The organism is Pseudomonas sp. FSL W5-0203 (genome assembly GCF_001896155.1).
Taxonomy (GTDB): domain Bacteria; phylum Pseudomonadota; class Gammaproteobacteria; order Pseudomonadales; family Pseudomonadaceae; genus Aquipseudomonas; species Aquipseudomonas paracarnis.
Window position 1 is genome coordinate 1 of record NZ_MPOR01000065.1, and the last position, 17,235, is coordinate 17,235.

Sequence of the window (17,235 nt, forward strand, 5' to 3'; positions counted from 1 at the left end):
CTGGTTGATCACGTCGATACCGAAGTTCAGGTGCATCGACTCATCGCGCAGGATGTACTGGAACTGCTCGGCCACGCCGGTCATTTTGTTGCGGCGGCCCATGGACAGGATCTGGGTGAAGCCGCAGTAGAAGAAGATGCCTTCCAGTACGCAGTAGTAGGCGACCAGGTTGCGCAGCAGTTCCTTGTCGGTGTCGACGGTGCCGGTTTCGAACTTCGGATCGGAGATCGAGCGGGTGTACTTCAGGCCCCAGGCGGCCTTTTTGGCCACCGATGGAATCTCGTGGTACATGTTGAAGATCTCGCCTTCATCCATGGCCAGCGATTCGATGCAGTACTGGTAGGCGTGGGTGTGGATGCCGGCGTTGGCGCCTTTGATCACCGCTGCACCGGTGTCTTCGTTGTCGACTTCATCCCAACTCAGCATGGAAATACTCCTTCCTGGTACTCGAAAAATAAATGTTTTTGCAGGCTACAAGGCATTGAAATACTGCGCGTAGTGTGATCGGTAAAATACCGGCGCTGCACACTATGTAGTGGTCTGATCTGTTTGTAGGCACACTATATGGGGTGTGACAAAGTTGGTCAACGCACAAGATGTGCGGTCATAGGTCGCTGCTGGGCACGACACATAATTTTTCGATATATCCTTATCGAATAAATAAATAGGTATTTATTCCTTTTAATATTTTATCCGGCAGCGCATTTTGAGGGCCTGCGCATTCGTGCGGATTGACCCAACAGCCAAAAGGAAAGCCGACATGACCATCAAAGCGATCAACGTGCGCAACCAGTTCAAAGGCGTGATCAAGGAGATTCTGCTGGGGGAAGTGGTGTCGGAAATCGACGTGCAGACCGCATCGGGCATTGTGACGTCGGTGATCACCACGCGCTCGGTGCGTGACCTGGAATTGAAGGTGGGCAGCGAAGTGATTGCCTTTGTGAAGTCGACGGAAGTGTCCATCGCCAAGTTGTGAGTGGACAAAACAGCCCGGGAAGAGGCGCGTTCTCTTCCCGTGCAACTGCGACCTAAGTCAGCGGTTTTGCAAGCAGATCTCCATGCGTTCGACGCCTTCCTCCAGCATCAATCGTGGGCAACCGAAGTTCAGGCGCACGAACTGTTGGCTGTCATCACCAAATTCGATCCCCGCGCTCAGGCCGACCTTGGCCTGCTCAAGGAAAAACTGCTGTGGGTCATCCAGGCCAAGAGCGCTGCAATCGAGCCACGCCAGGAAGGTGCCCTGTGGTGCATGCATCACCACGCCGGGCAGGCGGGTTTTTACCGCGTCAAGCAGGTAGTCGCGGTTGGCTTGCAGGTACTGCACCAGCGCGCTGAGCCAGTCGGTGCATTCGCTGTAGGCGGCGCGGGTGGCTTCCAGGCCCAGAGGGCTGACGCTGTCGACCATGCCGCAGCGCGCCTGATTGAAACGCTCGCGCACCTCGGCGTTCTGGATCACGGCGAAGCAGGTCTTCAGGCCGGCCACGTTATACGCCTTGCTCGCCGACATCAGCGTGATGGTGCGCTGGGCAATCTCTGGGCTGAGGCTGGCGGTGGGGATGTGGCGGCGGCCGTCAAAGCACAGCTCGGCGTGGATTTCGTCGCTGATGATCAATGCGCCGGTTTCCAGGCAGGCATTGGCCACTGCCATCAGCTCTCCACGGGGAAACACTTTGCCGATGGGGTTGTGCGGGTTGCTCAGCAACAGGGCTCCGGCCCCGTTTAGGGCTTGGCGCATCGCGGGCAGGGGCGTGAGGAACTCGCCGTTGACTTGCTCGAACGGCACCTCGATGCGTGGCAGGTTCCAGTTGCCGGGCGCCAGGCGAATCGGCCGATAGTTGGGGGTTTGCAGCACCACCGCCTGGCCAGGCTGGACGAAGGCGTGCAGGGCCATATTGAAGCCAGGCTCGACGCCAGGCAGGAACAGCAGTTCTTCGGGCTGTACGCGCCAGGCGTACTTGGCCCACAGGTCAGCGACGATGGCGTCGCGCACGTCCGGGCCGGCCACGCTGTAGCCGAGAATCTGCTGGTTGAGCCGCGCGTGCAGGGCTTGCAAGATGGCGGGCGGCGCGGCGATGTCCATATCAGCGATCCACATCGGCAGAACATCTTTCGGGTAACGGCTCCACTTGGTACTGCCGGTATCGAAGCGTGGGTGGATGGTTTCGAAATCAAAGCTCATGGACAGGCTCGTATCAGGGCGGCGGTAAAAGAATGGCGCCGATTCTAGCGTCATTTGCTTTAATGCACGATGTTGCTCACGCCTTCAGAGATAGGTGCCTACCGGCAAATTAAGGCCGATCACATCCTCACTGCTGATTGGCCGGGTGCTTTTGATCAAGAAGTCGGTCTTGCGATCCCCGGTCAGATCAATACCCAGAAAGTACCTGTTAGTGGCAGGGTTTCGCACGAGGATAGTGTCGCCAGCCCGGCCGCTGTACTGGCTGACATAGTTAAGGGTGACACCTTCTTTTGCGCTCATTTCGCTCAGGTCGATTGTGTCTTTGCCTGTAGTGAAATCCACTAGCAGGTCGGCGCTATCACGGAGCGAGTCGGCGGCGGCGCGGTACTTGAACGTGTTGAAACCGCCGTTGCCCATCAATTTGTCGGCCCCGGCGGCACCCACCAGTACGTTGTCAGCGCTATTGCCGGTAATACGGTCAGCGCCATTACCGCCAATTGCATTCTCGATGACGGTGTCAGTTGCGATACTGATATTGCCCTTCAGGCCCCCGATATCCGAGCTTGCGCCGGGCGTGAGATCAATTCGCTGGTTTTGGCAGAAGGCAGAGAAGTCAAACGTGTCGTTGCCTGCTTTGTCTGCGACAGTAAAGTGCGGCTTATCGCAAGGTGACGTAAGAGACGTACCTGCTTTGCCGCTGTTGGAGTTGAATCCATAGACGGTATCGGTAGGGCTGCTTTCAGGCTGAGGCGCAGGCTTGGGACATGGTTGGGGCTTTGGCTCAGGTGTCGGGCGCGGGGTTGGCTGCGGCTCGGGTGCTGGGGTAGGGTCAGGCTTGGGCTGTGGCGTTGGCGCTGTATCGGCAGACGTAATAAGGTCTTCGGACTTTATGGGATGTTTACTCAAAATCTTAAACGCAGACGTGGTACCTCCGCTCACGTCCAGCGTTAACGTGTACATCTTGATAGTGTCATCGTACGCCAATACCAGTTCACCTTTACGGCCGGTCAATTTGCTGACTATGTCTGGCTGGCGGATGCCGGCCTCTTTAAGGACGTTAACTAGGTCAATTTTATCGACGCCGCTGGTGAAGTCAGTGATGGTGTCCGGTTTGCTGGCAGAGGTGTCGCTGGCTTTGCTGTATACAAATGTATCTTCACCACCACCTCCTGTGAGGTTGTCGGCCCCGGCTCCCCCGGTTATATGATTGTTGGCCTGATTGCCGATCAGTACGTCATTTCCTGAGCCGCCAATGGCATTTTCCATAACGACGCCTTTGGCAATGGACACATTACCGCGCCGGCCGCCCACGTCCGAGAGTGCCTGGGCATTAAGGTTAATTCTCTGGTTCTGTTTATATCCGGAGAAATCCAGTGTGTCATTGCCACCGCCATCCCAGATACAAAAAGCTACCATGTCATCGGAAGACTTTAAACTGTAGTAGTCGCGTTCTGAGTTTGAGTTGAATCCGTAAGTTGTATCGCCTTTACGAGTTTCATAGTTGGGTTCGTAGAGACGCTGAATCGCTTCGATATCATGCATCATTGGCGTTGAGGTGGCGTCAGAGACGCTGACGCCATTGGTCGCCGGACGGTACCAAGGTGTGTTATAGCTCATGGCAGTATGGGTTTTGCTATTCTCCGGATAGTTACCTTCCGGATGTTGAAGCCCCAAACCATGGCCCAGTTCGTGAATCATTGAAGCGTTCAAGGGGAATCTGCTATCTCCTGTACCAATGCCTATGTTCTGAAGACTCCCTTGATCATTTGGGTAGACCGCATAGCCCCCTACACCGCTGTTGGCGTGAAGCACAAAGGAAGCATCCGTATTCTTGGCATGCTCGGTAAACTTGACTTTTACCACATCCTCCCAGGCCTGCATTGAACTTCTGAAGGCTTTTTTTCTGGCCTCGCTGAGCTCGAGGGCCCCCCCATTCTTGAGCCAATTCGTGTCGGGGTCATTCGAGTTGAAGAATTTGTAGGAAACGTCAATTTTGCCGTCGTTATTTTTGTCTTTGATTTTGTAATTATTTCGCGTCAGGTTTTTTGCGACTTTATCTGAAAGTGAAGAGGCAACTGAGTTGTTTGCAGTCGACTGAAGTTGCGCGGGTGGCGCTGAATATTCAGAGTGGTCGCGAAGAAAGTTAGGCCGAACGCGCGGGATCGCTGACATGATTGTTTCTCAATGTAATGTTAATAGTGGGAGTGTTTACATAGGGGTGGCAGACGCAAAGTACCTAATTCAATGGCTAGATGAAAACTGACTCTGTATTGCAGTATGTTGGCGTGTTCAAGCTGCATGCCTGTGAAATAGCGGCCAATAGGGCGAGTGTGTCCCATGACCGACAAGTTCTGTGTCAAAAGCGCCATCGCGCTGGGGATTTAGTCGGGCGAGGGCTATTTTGGTGCATCTCAATAATCAGAGTAGCCATGGATGAAATACCAACCCTTGAGTCACACCTTGATTGCTACCGCGCTGGTATTAACGATCAACGGGGTGCATGCAGCTTCCCAGGCCCCGGTTGCGGGTGAAAATGGCATGGTGGTCACGGCCCAGCACCTGGCAACCCATGTGGGTGTCGATGTGCTCAAGGCCGGCGGCAACGCGGTCGATGCGGCGGTGGCGGTAGGTTATGCGCTGGCGGTGGTGTACCCGGCGGCGGGCAATCTGGGCGGCGGTGGCTTCATGACCGTGCAACTGGCGGACGGGCGCAAGACCTTCCTCGACTTCCGCGAAAAAGCCCCGTTGGCGGCGACGGCTGACATGTACCTCGACAAGGCCGGCAATGTGGTCGAAGGCCTCAGCGCCAAAGGCCATTTGGCGGTCGGCGTACCGGGCACGGTGTCCGGCATGGAACTGGCCCTGAGCAAATACGGCACACTCAAGCGCGCCCAAGTGATTGCCCCGGCGATCAAGCTGGCGGAAAACGGCTTTGACCTGGAGCAGGGCGATATCGACCTGTTGCACACCGCCACCGGTGAGTTCGAAAAAGACCAGGATATGCGTGGCATCTTCCTGCATAACGGCGAGCCGATGCAGGTAGGCCAGAAGCTGGTGCAGAAGGACCTGGCCAAGACCCTCAAGGAAATCTCGGCCAAGGGCACCGACGGTTTCTATAAAGGCTGGGTCGCCAAGGCGGTGGTGGATTCCAGCCAGGCCGGCAAAGGCATCATCACCCAGGCTGACCTCGACGCCTACAAAACCCGCGAACTGGCCCCCATCGAGTGCGACTACCGTGGCTACCATGTGGTCTCGGCGCCGCCACCCAGCTCGGGCGGTGTGGTGATCTGCCAGATCATGAATATCCTCGAAGGCTACCCGATGGCCGATCTGGGCTATCACTCGGCCCAGGGCCTGCACTACCAGATCGAAGCGATGCGCCACGCCTACGTGGACCGCAACAGCTATCTCGGCGACCCGGACTTCGTGAAGAACCCCATTGAGCACCTGCTGGACAAAAACTATGCGGCTAAGCTGCGCGCGGCGATCGAACCGCAGAAGGCCGGTGACTCCCAGGCGATCAAGCCAGGTGTATCGCCCCATGAAGGCAATAACACCACCCACTATTCCATCGTCGACCAATGGGGCAACGCGGTCTCGGTGACCTATACCCTCAACGACTGGTTTGGCGCCGGGGTGATGGCGAGCAAGACCGGGGTGATCCTCAACGATGAAATGGACGACTTCACCGTCAAGGTCGGCGTACCGAATATGTATGGGCTGGTGCAGGGCGAAGCCAACGCCATCGCACCGGGCAAGGCGCCGCTGTCGTCGATGAGCCCGACCATCGTCACTAAGGACGGCAAGGCGGTGATGGTGGTCGGTACACCGGGGGGCAGTCGCATCATCACTGCGACTTTGCTGACCATCCTGAATGTCATCGACTACAAGATGAATATCCAGGAAGCCGTGGACGCGCCGCGTTTCCACCAGCAGTGGATGCCTGAGACCACCAACCTTGAGACGTTTGCCGTGAGCCCGGATACCCAGAAGATTCTCGAGAGCTGGGGCCATAAGTTTGCAGGTCCCCAAGATGCCAACCATTTGGCCGCGATCCTGGTCGGTGCGCCTTCTCTGGATGGCAAGCCGGTGGGTAACAACCGCTTCTATGGGGCCAATGACCCGCGACGCAATACGGGGTTGTCGTTGGGCTACTGAAGCCTGGTACGGTAAAAAATGTGGGAGCGGGCTTGCCCGCGAAAGCGGTGGGTCAGTCTATGCATGTGCTAGCTGATACAGAGCATTCGCGAGCAAGCCCGCTCCCACAGGGGGCAGTGTGTCAGGGCTTGAGCAGCTGGGTTACTGCGGCAAATGCCGCCTGGCGCCGTTGTTCCCAGTCTCCACCAATCACCACCCGTGGCTGTCGATGCTCCTGCATCCACTCCAGGCTGGCCTGAAAAAACGCCCGGCGATCCGCCAGTTCCGGCTGGCAGCGCTGGCCGTCGGCACTCCATTCCACGTCTTCGGGGGAGAGCAGCAGGTGCAGGTCGTAATGCCGCGCCAGGAGTTCGTCATCAAGCCAGCCGGGGTAATCGCCGAACAGGGTCTGGCTCCAGAGTTTGTTAGTCAGCAGGTGGGTGTCGAGGATCAGCAACGCGGGGCATTTGGCGCGGGCGGCATCCTCCCAGGCCAACTGGCCTTCGGCGATGGCCGGGATATCCGCCAGGGTGGTGTCGCGCTGATGCTGATCGATGAAGTACCGCACATATTCCCCCACCATCAACCCGCCGAAGTGCGCGTGCAACTGCGCCGCCAGCCAGCTCTTGCCGCTGGATTCGGGGCCCGCCAATACCACCACTTTCATGTGCGCAACGCCGGGTCGGCGCGCCACTCGCGCCAACCTTGCACGGCAATCACGGTAAACAGCGCGTAGAGCGCGGCGGTGAGGTAGAGGCCTTTGTAAAGGAACAGGCCGACGAAGATCACATCGACCACGATCCATAATGCCCAGCACTGCACGCGTTTTTGCGCCATCCACATCTGCGCCACCAGGCTGAAACCGGTGAGCGCGGCGTCCAGCCAGGGCTGGGCGGCGTCGGTCCAGTGGGCCATGGCGGCACCCAGCAACAGGCTGCCGACGGCGCCAACAGCCAGGCTGGCCATGATCGCCGGCACGCCCAGGCTAGTGACCAGGCGGCCCTGCTTGACCTCGCCGGCGCGGGTCCACTGCCACCAGCCGTAGACCTGCAAGGCCGCATAGACCAATTGCAGGAGCATGTCGGAGTAGAGCTTGACCTCAAAGAAAACCCAGGTGTAGAGCAACACCATCACCAGGCCGATGGGCCAGCACCAGGGGTTTTGTTTGACCGTTAGCCAAACGGCGATCACCCCCAGGGCGGCGGTAAACAGTTCAAGCCCGGACATGGCGGATCCTTGGGGGAGTGGGAGAGGGCGGTGATTGTACCTAGAGCCCAGCGATCTTCAAACGTGCACCACCGACACTAAGGCAAGCCCCCGCCCATCGGGGTATACCGGCTTCAGTTATCCATTGCACTCAAGATCGCATAAGCCACTTTCACCCGTTCGGCATTCGGGTAGTTCTTGTTGGCGAGAATTACCACACCCATGTCCTTGCTGGGTACATACGCCACATAGGCGCCAAAGCCGCCGGTGGAGCCGGTTTTGTTGTAGAGCACGTTGGCGGGCTGCGGCTGGGCGGGTTTGAGCCAGTTAACCTTGTGCGGCTCCATCGCCATCGGTGTGGAGTTGCCGTCAAGCAACGCTTGCAGGGCGATGGGGTAGGGGTAGCGTTCCCAGCCCAGGCCCTGGGTCATGCCGTTGACGGTGTAGTAGCCGGCGTGAGTGGTGGCAAGGGCCTGCTGCACCGGTTGCTCCAGGGTTTGCGGGTGCATGTTCGCGATCACGTAGCGGGCCAGGTCCTGGCTGCTGCTCTTGAGGCCATAGGCTTCGAAGTCCAGGGCGCCGGGGTTGACACGTACCGGCTTCTGCTGGCTGTCATAGCCCTGGGCGTACTGGCCGGCCTTGTCGGCGGGGACGCGAGTGTAGGTATTGGTCAAGCCCAGCTTGGGCAGCAGGGTTTTTTCCATGGCGACGGTGAACGGCTGGCCCAGGCTTTTTGCGGTCACGTAACCGAACAGGCCAATGCTGGGGTTGGAATACAGGCGTTGTTCCCCCGGTGCGTAAGTGGGTTTCCACTGCCGGAAATAATCCATCATGGTGGTTGCACTGTCGGCGGCATCCGGAAACTGCAGCGTCAGGCCGCCGGCGGTATAGGTGGCCAGTTGCAGCAGGCTGATGCGATCGAACGCGCTGCCAGCCAAAACGGGCAGATGTTGGCTGGTCATGTCCGACAGCTTGAGCTTGCCGATGGCCTGGGCATACCCGCCGAGGGTGGCGTTGAAGGTTTTGCTCACTGAGCCGATTTCGAACAGGGTGTTTTCAGTGACGGGTGCCTGGGTGTCTTTGGCGGCGACGCCGTAGTTAAAGTATTGCACTTTGCCGTGCTGGACGACCGCGACCGTCAGGCCCGGGATGCCTTGCTGTTTCATCAGAGGGGTGACGTGGCTGTCCACGACCTGGCGCATGTCGGTGGCGGCCATGCAGCTGCCGGCGCCCAGCAACAGGGCTGAAACCGCATATTTTTTCAGGGTGTGTTTCATGGTTCGCTTCCATGTAAATAAGGCAGTGGCGATGGTGGCCTGCGCAGGCGTGGCAAATGTAGGTGGATTTCCCGACGTGGGCAAACGATGATATCTCGCACCAGCCATTAGAAAAATTTGGGTCATGTCATGCTGCGTTCCCACCTGCCGCTCAATGCCTTGCGCGCCTTCGAAGCGTCGGCGCGCCATTTGAGCTTTACCCGTGCGGCCATTGAGCTGTGCGTGACCCAAGCGGCAGTCAGTCATCAGGTCAAAAGTCTCGAAGCGCAACTCAACGTCACGCTGTTCAAGCGCCTGCCTCGGGGCTTGATGCTCACCAGCGAAGGCGAATCCCTGCTGCCCGTGCTGCGTGACGCCTTCGACCGTATCGCCCTGACCTTGGATCAGTTTGAAGGCGGCCATTACCGTGAAGTCCTGACGGTGGGGGCGGTCGGTACCTTTGCGGTGGGCTGGTTGCTGCCACGCCTGGCGGATTTTCATAGCCGCTACCCGTTGATCGACTTGCGCTTGTCCACCCACAACAACCGCGTGGATGTCGCCGCCGAGGGCCTGGATTATGCCATCCGCTTTGGCGCCGGCGCGTGGCACGGCACCGATGCGTGCCCTTTGCTTGAGGCACCGTTGACGGTGTTGTGCGTGCCGCAGATTGCCGAACAACTGCGCAGCCCGGCTGACGTGTTGAAGCATACCTTGCTGCGTTCCTACCGTGCCGATGAGTGGAACCTGTGGTTCCAGGCCGCCGGTTTGCCCAGCGATACCCGGGTGCCGCGCAGCGTGGTGTTCGACTCCTCGCTGGCAATGATGGAGGCCGCGCTGCAAGGTGCCGGCGTGGCACTGGCGCCAGCTCGTATGTTTTCGCGGCAATTGGAGAACGATGTGATCCGCCAGCCGTTCGAGATGGGGATCACCACCGGCAGCTATTGGTTGACGCGCTTGCAGTCGCGGGCTGAGACACCCGCGATGGTGGTGTTCAAAGGGTGGTTACAGGCGAGTGTTGCCTGAGCTGACGCCGATCAGTCTAGCGAACGCAATGCCCAAAGCAATGAAGATCAAAGGTGGCAGCTGGCTTGCCTGCGAAAGCGGTTGTGCAGTCACAGGTGCAGCGACTGACACACTGCCTTCGCGGGCAAGCCCGCTCCCACCGTCAGCGCTGGGCTAGGCGAGGTATTGGCGGAACCATCCCAGGGTGCGTTCCCAGGCAAGGTTCGCCGCTGCTTCGTCATAGCGCGGTGTCGAATCATTATGGAATCCGTGGTTGGCGCCCTTGTAGATAAACGCCTCATACCTCGTCCCCGCGGCCTTCAATGCCTGTTCATACGCCGGCCAGCCTTCATTGATGCGCGTATCCAGTTCACCGAAATGCAACATGATCGGCGCCTTGATGCGCGGTACGTCCTTGGCGTCGGGTTGGCGCCCGTAGAAAGACACTGCCGCGCCCAGTTCCGGGTAGGCCACCGCCGCTGCATTGGTCACGCCACCGCCATAACAGAACCCGGTGATGCCGACTTTGCCCGTGCTGCTGTCGTGGTGCATCAGCCATTCGATGGCGGCGAAGAAGTCGTTCATCAGTTTGGTCGGGTCGACGGTCTGTTGCAGTGCCACGCCTTTTTCATCATTGCCAGGGTAGCCGCCCACCGAGGTCAGGCCGTCCGGGGCCAAGGCGATAAAGCCGGCCTTGGCCAGGCGTCGGGCGACGTCTTCGATATAAGGGTTCAGGCCCCGGTTTTCATGCACCACCACCACGGCTGGCAGTTTGCCTGCGGCCTTGGCTGGGCGTACCAGATAGCCGCGCACGGTGCCGTTGCCTTTGGGCGAGGGGTAGGTGATGTAGTCGGCGACGATATCCGGGTCGGTGAATTTCACCTGTTCGGCCAGGGCGTAATTGGGGCTCAGGGCCGCGAGCAATGCCGAAGCGGTGAGGCCACCGAGGGTGAACAGCGCGGCGCGGTCGAGAAATTCGCGGCGGTTGATCTTGCCGTGGGCATAGCCGTCGTAGAGTTCCAGCAGTTCGGGAGCAAAGTCTTTCGCGGTCAGACGAGTCATCGGTGCAGTCCTCGATTAGCGGTTGCCGTCACTGTAGACCAGGATCAAACCTCGCGGCCATGGGCAGCGGCGGCCAGTTGCCCGGTGTCGACGCGCACGAACACCGAGTCGCCGACGGCGGTGAGCACGCTGCCTGCATACACTTCGCAGACCACACGGCTTTTGCGGCCGATTTCGCCTTCGACCCGAGCCCGCAGGACCAGGGGCACCCCCATGGGCGTGGGTTTGATGAATTTGATCCCCAGATTACCGGTGACGCAGTCGATGCGCGGCAGGCTGCCGGGTTCACGCTGTTCGACGCGGTAGTGGTAGGCCATGGCGGTCCAGTTGGAATGGCAGTCCACCAGCATGGCGATCAGCCCACCGTAGACCAGATCCGGCCAGCCGCTGTATTTGGCCTCGGGTTGGTGCTCGGCAATGACGTGCACGCCATCGTCATCCCAGCGGCTCTTGATGTGCAGGCCATGGGGGTTGCTGCTGCCGCAGCCGTAACAGATGCCGTCCGGCGCCGTGGTGTCCTGGAGAGAAGCGCTGTGCATGCAGAGTCCTTGTTGTTGTTTGGCGACGCTTCTATTTAGCAGGCCAGGGGTCAGCGAGCAAACTTCTTCGCCCCGGCCACGCAGCCGATCACCGCCACCGTCACCAGCACCATGCCCAGGCTGACCTGTTCATGCAGCAAACCCGCCGCCAGCGCCAGGCCGAAGAACGGTTGCAGCAACTGCAACTGGCCAACCGCGGCAATCCCGCCTTGGGCCAGGCCGCGGTACCAGAATACAAAGCCGATCAACATGCTGAACAACGCCACATAGCCCAGGCTCAGCCATGCCGGCAAGCTGATGCCGCTGAGGGTGGACGGCGCCAACAACAGGCTCAAGGGCGCCACCACCGGCAGCGACACCACCAGCGCCCAGCAGATCACCTGCCAGCCGCCCAGGTTGCGCGACAGCTTGGCGCCTTCGGCATACCCCAGGCCGCATGCCAGCACGGCCAACAGCATCAACACATCGCCCGCGGGTGCGGCGCTCAAGCCTTGAGCAATGGCATATCCCATCACCAACAGGCTGCCCAGGACCGAAAACAACCAGAACACCGGCCTCGGCCGTTCACCGCCGCGCAGCACACCGAACACCGCCGTAGCCAGTGGCAGCAGGCCGATAAAGACGATGGAGTGGGCCGAGGTCACGTACTGCAGGGCCAGGGCCGTCAGCAGTGGAAAGCCGATCACCACGCCAAGCGCGACGATAACCAGCGGTGCCCATTGCTGGCGTGTGGGGCGTTTTTCCTTGAATACCCCCAATAGGCACAACCCCAATAGTGCCGCGAGGGTGGCGCGGATCATGGTCAGGAACACCGGATCGAATTCCATCACCGCCAGGCGCGTGGCTGGCAGCGAGCCGCTGAAAATCACCACGCCGATAAAACCGTTGATCCAACCCTGGGTGCTGCTGTCCAGAGTGCCGAGAGGAGAAGTGCGTTCCATGGGGGACCTGTCCGAAAATGGCAGTTGCATGCTGGGCATCCTAGGATTGAAGATTAAGACAATCAAAAAATTGTCATGGATACATCCCTATGCCCCGTGCTCGCTACAAGACGCTGGTCGATACCTTCGCCGAGGCCATCCGCAGCGGCCAATTGCAGCCCGGCACGCGGTTGCCTACCCATCGGCAATTGGCCGCCGAGCATGGCCTGGCACTGGTCACCGCCAGCCGGGTGTACAGCGAGTTGGAAGCCATGGGCCTGGTCAGCGGCGAAACCGGGCGCGGCACCTTCGTGCGTGAAATCGCGTTGCCGCCAGGGCAGGGCAGCGGGCAGATGACGGTTACGGCGGGTGTGCTCGATCTGAATTTCAACTACCCGTCCTTGCCGGGCCAGGCCGAGCTGTTGCGCACGGCGTTGCGCCAGCTCGCCCTGTCTGGCGATCTGGAGGCGCTGCTGCGCTACCAGCCCCATGCCGGGCGTGTGCACGAGCGCGCCGCCGTGGCCCGGCACTTGTTGAACCGAGGGTTGACGGTGCAAGCCGAGCAGGTGCTTGTCGTCAGCGGCGCCCAGCATGGCCTGGCGGTGAGCATGATGACCTTGCTCAAGCCTGGGGATGTGGTCGCGGTGGATGCATTGACCTATTCGGGGTTCAAGGTACTGGCCGAAACCCTGCACCTGGAACTGGTCGCCATCCCAGTCACCGCCAGCGGCCCGGACCTGGACCACCTGCACAGCCTGTGTCGCCAGCGCCCGGTGCGAGCGGTGTACAGCATGCCGACCCTGCATAACCCGCTGGGCTGGGTGATGAGCCTGGCGCAGCGCGAGCGTTTGGTGGCAATCGCCCGGCAGCACGACCTGATGATCATTGAGGATGGCGCCTATGCGTTTCTCGCCGAAGAAGCACCGCCACCTTTGGCAACTCTTGCACCGGAGCGCACGGTGTACATCGGCGGGTTGTCCAAGAGTGTCGCCACCGGTTTGCGTGTGGGCTTTATCGCTGCGCCTATGGCGTGGGTAAGCGGGTTGGAACGCACGATCATGGCCACTACCTGGAACGTGCCGGGGGTGATGAGCGCGATTGCGGTGGGCTGGCTCGAGGACGGCACGGTGGCGCAACTGGAGGCGCAAAAGCGTGCGGATGCCCAGGCTCGTCAAGCGTTGGCAGCACAGGTGCTGAGGGGCGTGAAGACCATCAGCCACCCGTCATCCTACTTTCTGTGGCTACCGTTGGCGGAAGACGCCCGCGCCGATCAGGTCGCCATGACCTTGCAGCGGGCGGGCATCTCGGTTTCAACCGCCGAACCGTTCGCGGTCTCGGCCCAGGTGCCCCACGCACTGCGCCTGGCCCTGGGTTCGGTGCCCATGGCGGCGTTGCGTGAGGCGCTGGTGAAGGTGCGCAAGGTGGTGGCGTGGTGAGCGATCTTCAGTACTTGTAAGCCTGGCGACCAATCAGCAGCCATTTGCCATGCTGTTTTTGCCAGACCTGGAAGTTATCGATATCGGTTGGTGTGTCCACACCGCTGTTCACTGCCAGGGCGTGGAAGTGGTTGCGCACCAGGGCGGTATCGCCATTGAGGGTGATGGTCTGGTTTTGCATCTCCAGGGTTTTGAATGCGCTGGTATGGGTTTCCAGGTCGGCAATGAATTGCGCCTTGTTCTGCACCTTGCCGCTGGAGTGGCCGTAGGTGAGCTTGTCGGACGTCAGTGCATGAAGCTGCTTGAGGTCCAGGTGCAGCATGGCTTGGGTCAATTGATCGACTGCCTGGGCTACATCCTTCTCGGCTGCGCCGGGCGCGGCGGCGACGTAGCCGCAGAACAGGCACAGAAATCCGATCAGCACTTTGAAGTTGGGCATGGGGGTTTTCCTTATTGTTGTTGGGAAATACGACGAGGTATGTCGTCGTACAACCATGCAATATTCTCAAGGGGGAAGGAAAGTGAAATTTGCAGGAGCTTGAGGTGAGGAGGCGCTAGAGTGTTCATCACCATCCGCGCAGCCGAGGTACATCATGGATTTTGACTGGCACAGCGACGTCATCACCCGTGCTACACCCGTCACGCCTAGCTACAAAAACACCCAGAACGTGCGCCGCTTTATGCTTGAGCAGTGCGGCCCGGCGTTCAAGTTCAACCGTCCATTCATGGCGTGGATTCGTAATGGCGCACCCAAGACCTTGGGGGAAGTGGTGGAGGAGTGGCAGCGTCGCAACGAGGTGCTTCGGTCCTCGCACCACGGTGTTTGAACTGAAATATGAACAAAAAGTGTGGGAGCGGGCTTGCTCGCGAATGAAGTGTGTCAGTCACCTGATTTGTTGACTGACACACTTCATTCGCGAGCAAGCCCGCTCCCACACTTTGAGTGAGGAGCCCAGCTAGATAGCCGCCAGCGGTGGCGTACGCGGCGGGATCATCCGTTTGCTGCCGGTGGCTTCGAACGCCGAGGCAAAGCGCAACAGCGCCGAATCGTCATAGGCACGCCCGGCGAAGGTCAGCCCCACCGGCATGCCAATGTCCGCCATCACGCCCATCGGCACGGTGACGGTGGGTACGCCCAGGTGGCGGATGGCGAGGTTGCCGTTGGCGACCCATACGCCGTTGCTCCAGGCGATATCGGCAGACGCTTCGTTCACATCGGCATCGGCCGGTCCTACGTCGGCCACGGTGGGGAACAGCACGGCGTCAAGCCCCAGGGTGTCCATCCAGTCTTCCAGGTCCAGGCGCCGGGTTTGCTCCAGGCCGCGCAGGCCATCGGGCACGGTGCTGATCTGGTCCCATGAGGTGATGCCGCGTTGGGCCATGCGCACGTATTCGTCCATGCCGGCGGCCAGGTCGTCTTCACGGTTGGGCAGGGTGCCGGGGTCGTGGGGGAAGATGTTCGGCCCGTCCACATCGGCCAGGCGGTTCAGGTGCGGGTCGCCGTTGGCGCGCAGGAAGTCATCGAAGGCCCAGGCTGACAGTTCCCACAGTTCGTCGTGGAGGAACTCTTTAGAGACCAGGCCACGGGTAAACACCGTCGGTGCGCCGGGGCGGTCGCCTTCGCAGTTGGACACCAGCGGGAAATCCACTTCGATCACTTCGGCACCCGCCGCTTCCAATGCCTGGCGCGCGGCTTGCCACAGTTCAATCACCGTGGCGCGGGTGTGGATTTTTTGCCCGGTCGGGCCGCCGATACCGGGTTTTTCGCTGGTGCCAGCCTCCGGGTCGGCGTTGATGTACATGCGCGGCACGCCAAAGCGCTTGCCGGCCAGGCTTTCGCTGTTGACTGCCAGCGCCGCGTAGGACTCCGGGCGCACCGAGGTGACGCTGGGGATTGGCACCCAGGGTTGCAGGCGCCACAGGTCGCCTCGTGTGTCCGGGTCTTCGGCCACCACGACGTCGAGCACTTCCAGCAGGTCGGCCATGGTGCGAGCGTAGGGCACTACCACGTCCATGGTCGGGGTCAGCGGCCAGTTGCCGCGCACGGAAATCACCCCGCGTGAAGGCGTGTAGGCACACAGGCCATTGTTGGAGGCCGGGCCGCGACCGCTGGACCAGGTTTCTTCAGCCAGCCCGAACGCGGCAAAGCTGGCGGCGGTGGCGGTGCCGGCACCGTTGGAGGAACCCGACGCAAACGGCGCGGTGAGGTAGTCGGCGTTGTAGGGGCTTTCGGCGCGACCATACACGCCACGTTGCATACCGCCATTGGCCATCGGCGGCATGTTGGTCTTGCCCAGGCAGATAGCGCCACCGGCACGCAGACGCTCAATGGTGAAGGCATCGCGCTGGGCCACCAGCTTGGCAAACGCCGGGCTGCCTGATGCAGCCGTCAACCCCTTGACCAGGTAACTGTCCTTGGCCGTGTAGGGGATACCATCCAGTGGCCCCAGGGTTTGCCCCTTGGCGCGGCGTGCATCAGACGCCTGGGCTTCTTTGAGCGCATCGGGGTTGCGTACCACCACGGCGTTCAGTGCAGTGGCCGTCTGCGGGCCATCGTAGGCATCGATCCGCGCCAGGTACGCCTGCACCAGTTCAACTGCCGTGGTCTGGCCGGCTTCAAGCGCAGCGCGCAATTGGGCAATGGAGACTTCAGTAACTTGCATCACGTTTTTTTCGCCGCCTTCAAGTGGGGGTATGGCGGCAGTCTACGTACAGATATTTCACAAAACCAGCGCGGCATACTTCGTGTGGGCGGCGCGCAGGACATCTCGAGAAAGACGTCAGCAACATTGCGAGCGGCAGTCTCTTGTCGCTAAGGTGGCCGCGTTGATTAACGTTGCACTTCAAGGAAGAGACCATGCAAAAACCTTATATCGCCCTGGCGGCCTTGCTGGGATTCACCGTCTATACCGTGGCGACCATGCTCACGGCCGAGCAATCACTGCTGGCATTTGGATGGGAACTGATGTCCAGACCCGATACGGCACAGGTGGTGATTGACCTGTATCTGATGGCGGTGCTGGCGTGTGTGTGGATGTACCGGGATGCGCGTGGGCGAGGGCGGTCGATGGCCTCAGTGCTGCCGTATTTTTTACTGACGGCAGTGTTTGTGTCGGTAGGGCCGCTGCTCTATATCGTGGTTAATGGGTTTTCTCGCCGGGCCATGAAGTGAGGCTTGTTGCTCCCGTGACGACCTGCCAGCGACGCTGATCTGACTGACACACGACGATCCAAAGTGTGAGCTGGCTTGCCTGCGATGGCGGCCTGACAGTTGACGCTTCTATACCTGAAGCACCGCGATCCCACTGTGGGAGATTCTATGGTTGAGGGGCAACCCTCAACCAACTTTTGGCTGATATTCGCCTTGCCCTTTCAGCAGAGCGAACACCACCCGAGCAAGCTTGCGGGCCAGTATTACCAACGCCTGTGTGGTGCTATAGCCTCGCGCCCTCTGTGCTTGATAAAACGCTTTCCATGTCTCTGTTCGGCTAGCCGCCA

At 60.0% G+C, this 17,235-nt stretch carries 16 protein-coding genes and 2 pseudogenes; 6 read left to right on the plus strand and 12 right to left on the minus strand.

The genetic code is table 11. The features are described 5' to 3' along the window. Nucleotides 1-357, minus strand: a pseudogene (locus BOP96_RS28175) (ribonucleotide-diphosphate reductase subunit beta); the annotation flags it as partial. A gap of 403 nt (nt 358-760) precedes the next feature. Between BOP96_RS28175 and BOP96_RS28180 the strand changes: the two are divergent. Next, on the plus strand, nt 761-976 hold the full coding sequence (locus tag BOP96_RS28180; protein WP_003173733.1) for a TOBE domain-containing protein: 216 nt from the start codon (nt 761-763) through the stop codon (nt 974-976). A 57-nt stretch (nt 977-1,033) separates the two neighbouring features. Here the strand turns inward: BOP96_RS28180 and BOP96_RS28185 are convergent, their stop codons facing one another. Further along, nucleotides 1,034-2,179 carry a MalY/PatB family protein gene (locus tag BOP96_RS28185; RefSeq protein ID WP_073454658.1) on the minus strand — a complete coding sequence of 382 codons (1,146 nt, stop codon included), beginning with the start codon at nt 2,177-2,179 and terminating at the stop codon, nt 1,034-1,036. 84 nt (nt 2,180-2,263) lie between these two features. After that, nucleotides 2,264-4,351, minus strand: a complete 2,088-nt coding sequence (locus tag BOP96_RS28190; protein ID WP_073454659.1) for a M10 family metallopeptidase C-terminal domain-containing protein — start codon at nt 4,349-4,351, stop codon at nt 2,264-2,266. A 261-nt stretch (nt 4,352-4,612) separates the two neighbouring features. Here BOP96_RS28190 and ggt point away from each other — a divergent pair, with 261 nt between their 5' ends. Beyond that, complete coding sequence (ggt, locus tag BOP96_RS28195; RefSeq protein WP_073454660.1) at nt 4,613-6,337, plus strand: gamma-glutamyltransferase; 1,725 nt, start codon at nt 4,613-4,615, stop codon at nt 6,335-6,337. A 121-nt stretch (nt 6,338-6,458) separates the two neighbouring features. Here the strand turns inward: ggt and BOP96_RS28200 are convergent, their stop codons facing one another. From BOP96_RS28200 to ampC, 3 genes are all read right to left on the minus strand, one after another. Next, a complete protein-coding gene (locus BOP96_RS28200) occupies nt 6,459-6,983 on the minus strand; it encodes an AAA family ATPase (protein WP_014718660.1) in 525 nt (174 codons plus the stop codon). Then, a complete protein-coding gene (pnuC, locus tag BOP96_RS28205; RefSeq protein WP_073454661.1) occupies nt 6,980-7,543 on the minus strand; it encodes a nicotinamide riboside transporter PnuC in 564 nt (187 codons plus the stop codon). Before pnuC ends, BOP96_RS28200 begins: the two co-directional genes overlap by 4 nt. Nucleotides 7,544-7,656: 113 nt before the next feature. Then, nucleotides 7,657-8,799, minus strand: coding sequence for a class C beta-lactamase (ampC, locus tag BOP96_RS28210; protein WP_014718658.1), 1,143 nt, complete (start codon nt 8,797-8,799; stop codon nt 7,657-7,659). 129 nt (nt 8,800-8,928) lie between these two features. Here ampC and BOP96_RS28215 point away from each other — a divergent pair, with 129 nt between their 5' ends. Next, nucleotides 8,929-9,801 carry a LysR family transcriptional regulator gene (locus BOP96_RS28215; protein ID WP_073454662.1) on the plus strand — a complete coding sequence of 291 codons (873 nt, stop codon included), beginning with the start codon at nt 8,929-8,931 and terminating at the stop codon, nt 9,799-9,801. A gap of 153 nt (nt 9,802-9,954) precedes the next feature. Here the strand turns inward: BOP96_RS28215 and yghX are convergent, their stop codons facing one another. From yghX to BOP96_RS28230, 3 genes are read right to left on the minus strand one after another with little or no spacing between them, the layout of a single operon-like run. After that, complete coding sequence (gene yghX / locus BOP96_RS28220) at nt 9,955-10,842, minus strand: YghX family hydrolase (RefSeq protein ID WP_014718656.1); 888 nt, start codon at nt 10,840-10,842, stop codon at nt 9,955-9,957. 44 nt (nt 10,843-10,886) lie between these two features. Next, entirely contained in the window at nt 10,887-11,381 is a 495-nt protein-coding gene (locus tag BOP96_RS28225; protein ID WP_014718655.1) for a PaaI family thioesterase, read from the minus strand. 50 nt (nt 11,382-11,431) lie between these two features. Continuing rightward, complete coding sequence (locus tag BOP96_RS28230) at nt 11,432-12,322, minus strand: DMT family transporter (RefSeq protein WP_003190848.1); 891 nt, start codon at nt 12,320-12,322, stop codon at nt 11,432-11,434. 89 nt (nt 12,323-12,411) lie between these two features. Between BOP96_RS28230 and BOP96_RS28235 the strand changes: the two genes are divergently transcribed. Next, complete coding sequence (locus BOP96_RS28235; RefSeq protein ID WP_073454663.1) at nt 12,412-13,737, plus strand: aminotransferase-like domain-containing protein; 1,326 nt, start codon at nt 12,412-12,414, stop codon at nt 13,735-13,737. Nucleotides 13,738-13,744: 7 nt separating this feature from the next. On the opposite strand, the gene BOP96_RS28240 is transcribed toward BOP96_RS28235, so the two are convergent. Then, nucleotides 13,745-14,176 carry a nuclear transport factor 2 family protein gene (locus BOP96_RS28240; RefSeq protein WP_014718653.1) on the minus strand — a complete coding sequence of 144 codons (432 nt, stop codon included), beginning with the start codon at nt 14,174-14,176 and terminating at the stop codon, nt 13,745-13,747. 154 nt (nt 14,177-14,330) lie between these two features. On the opposite strand from BOP96_RS28240, the gene BOP96_RS28245 reads away from it, so the two are divergent. Next, nucleotides 14,331-14,564 (plus strand): DUF6434 domain-containing protein, encoded by a 234-nt coding sequence (locus tag BOP96_RS28245; RefSeq protein WP_014718652.1) that lies wholly within the window; start codon nt 14,331-14,333, stop codon nt 14,562-14,564. Nucleotides 14,565-14,693: 129 nt separating this feature from the next. Here BOP96_RS28245 and BOP96_RS28250 read toward each other — a convergent pair whose 3' ends face one another. Next, on the minus strand, nt 14,694-16,403 hold the full coding sequence (locus BOP96_RS28250) for an amidase (RefSeq protein WP_020302599.1): 1,710 nt from the start codon (nt 16,401-16,403) through the stop codon (nt 14,694-14,696). A gap of 191 nt (nt 16,404-16,594) precedes the next feature. On the opposite strand from BOP96_RS28250, the gene BOP96_RS28255 reads away from it, so the two are divergent. Then, nucleotides 16,595-16,909: a DUF2834 domain-containing protein gene (locus BOP96_RS28255; protein ID WP_014718650.1), complete on the plus strand. Its 315-nt coding sequence runs from the start codon at nt 16,595-16,597 to the stop codon at nt 16,907-16,909. Between the two features lie 165 nt (nt 16,910-17,074). Here BOP96_RS28255 and BOP96_RS30715 read toward each other — a convergent pair. After that, nucleotides 17,075-17,235, minus strand: a pseudogene (locus BOP96_RS30715) (IS110 family transposase); the annotation flags it as partial.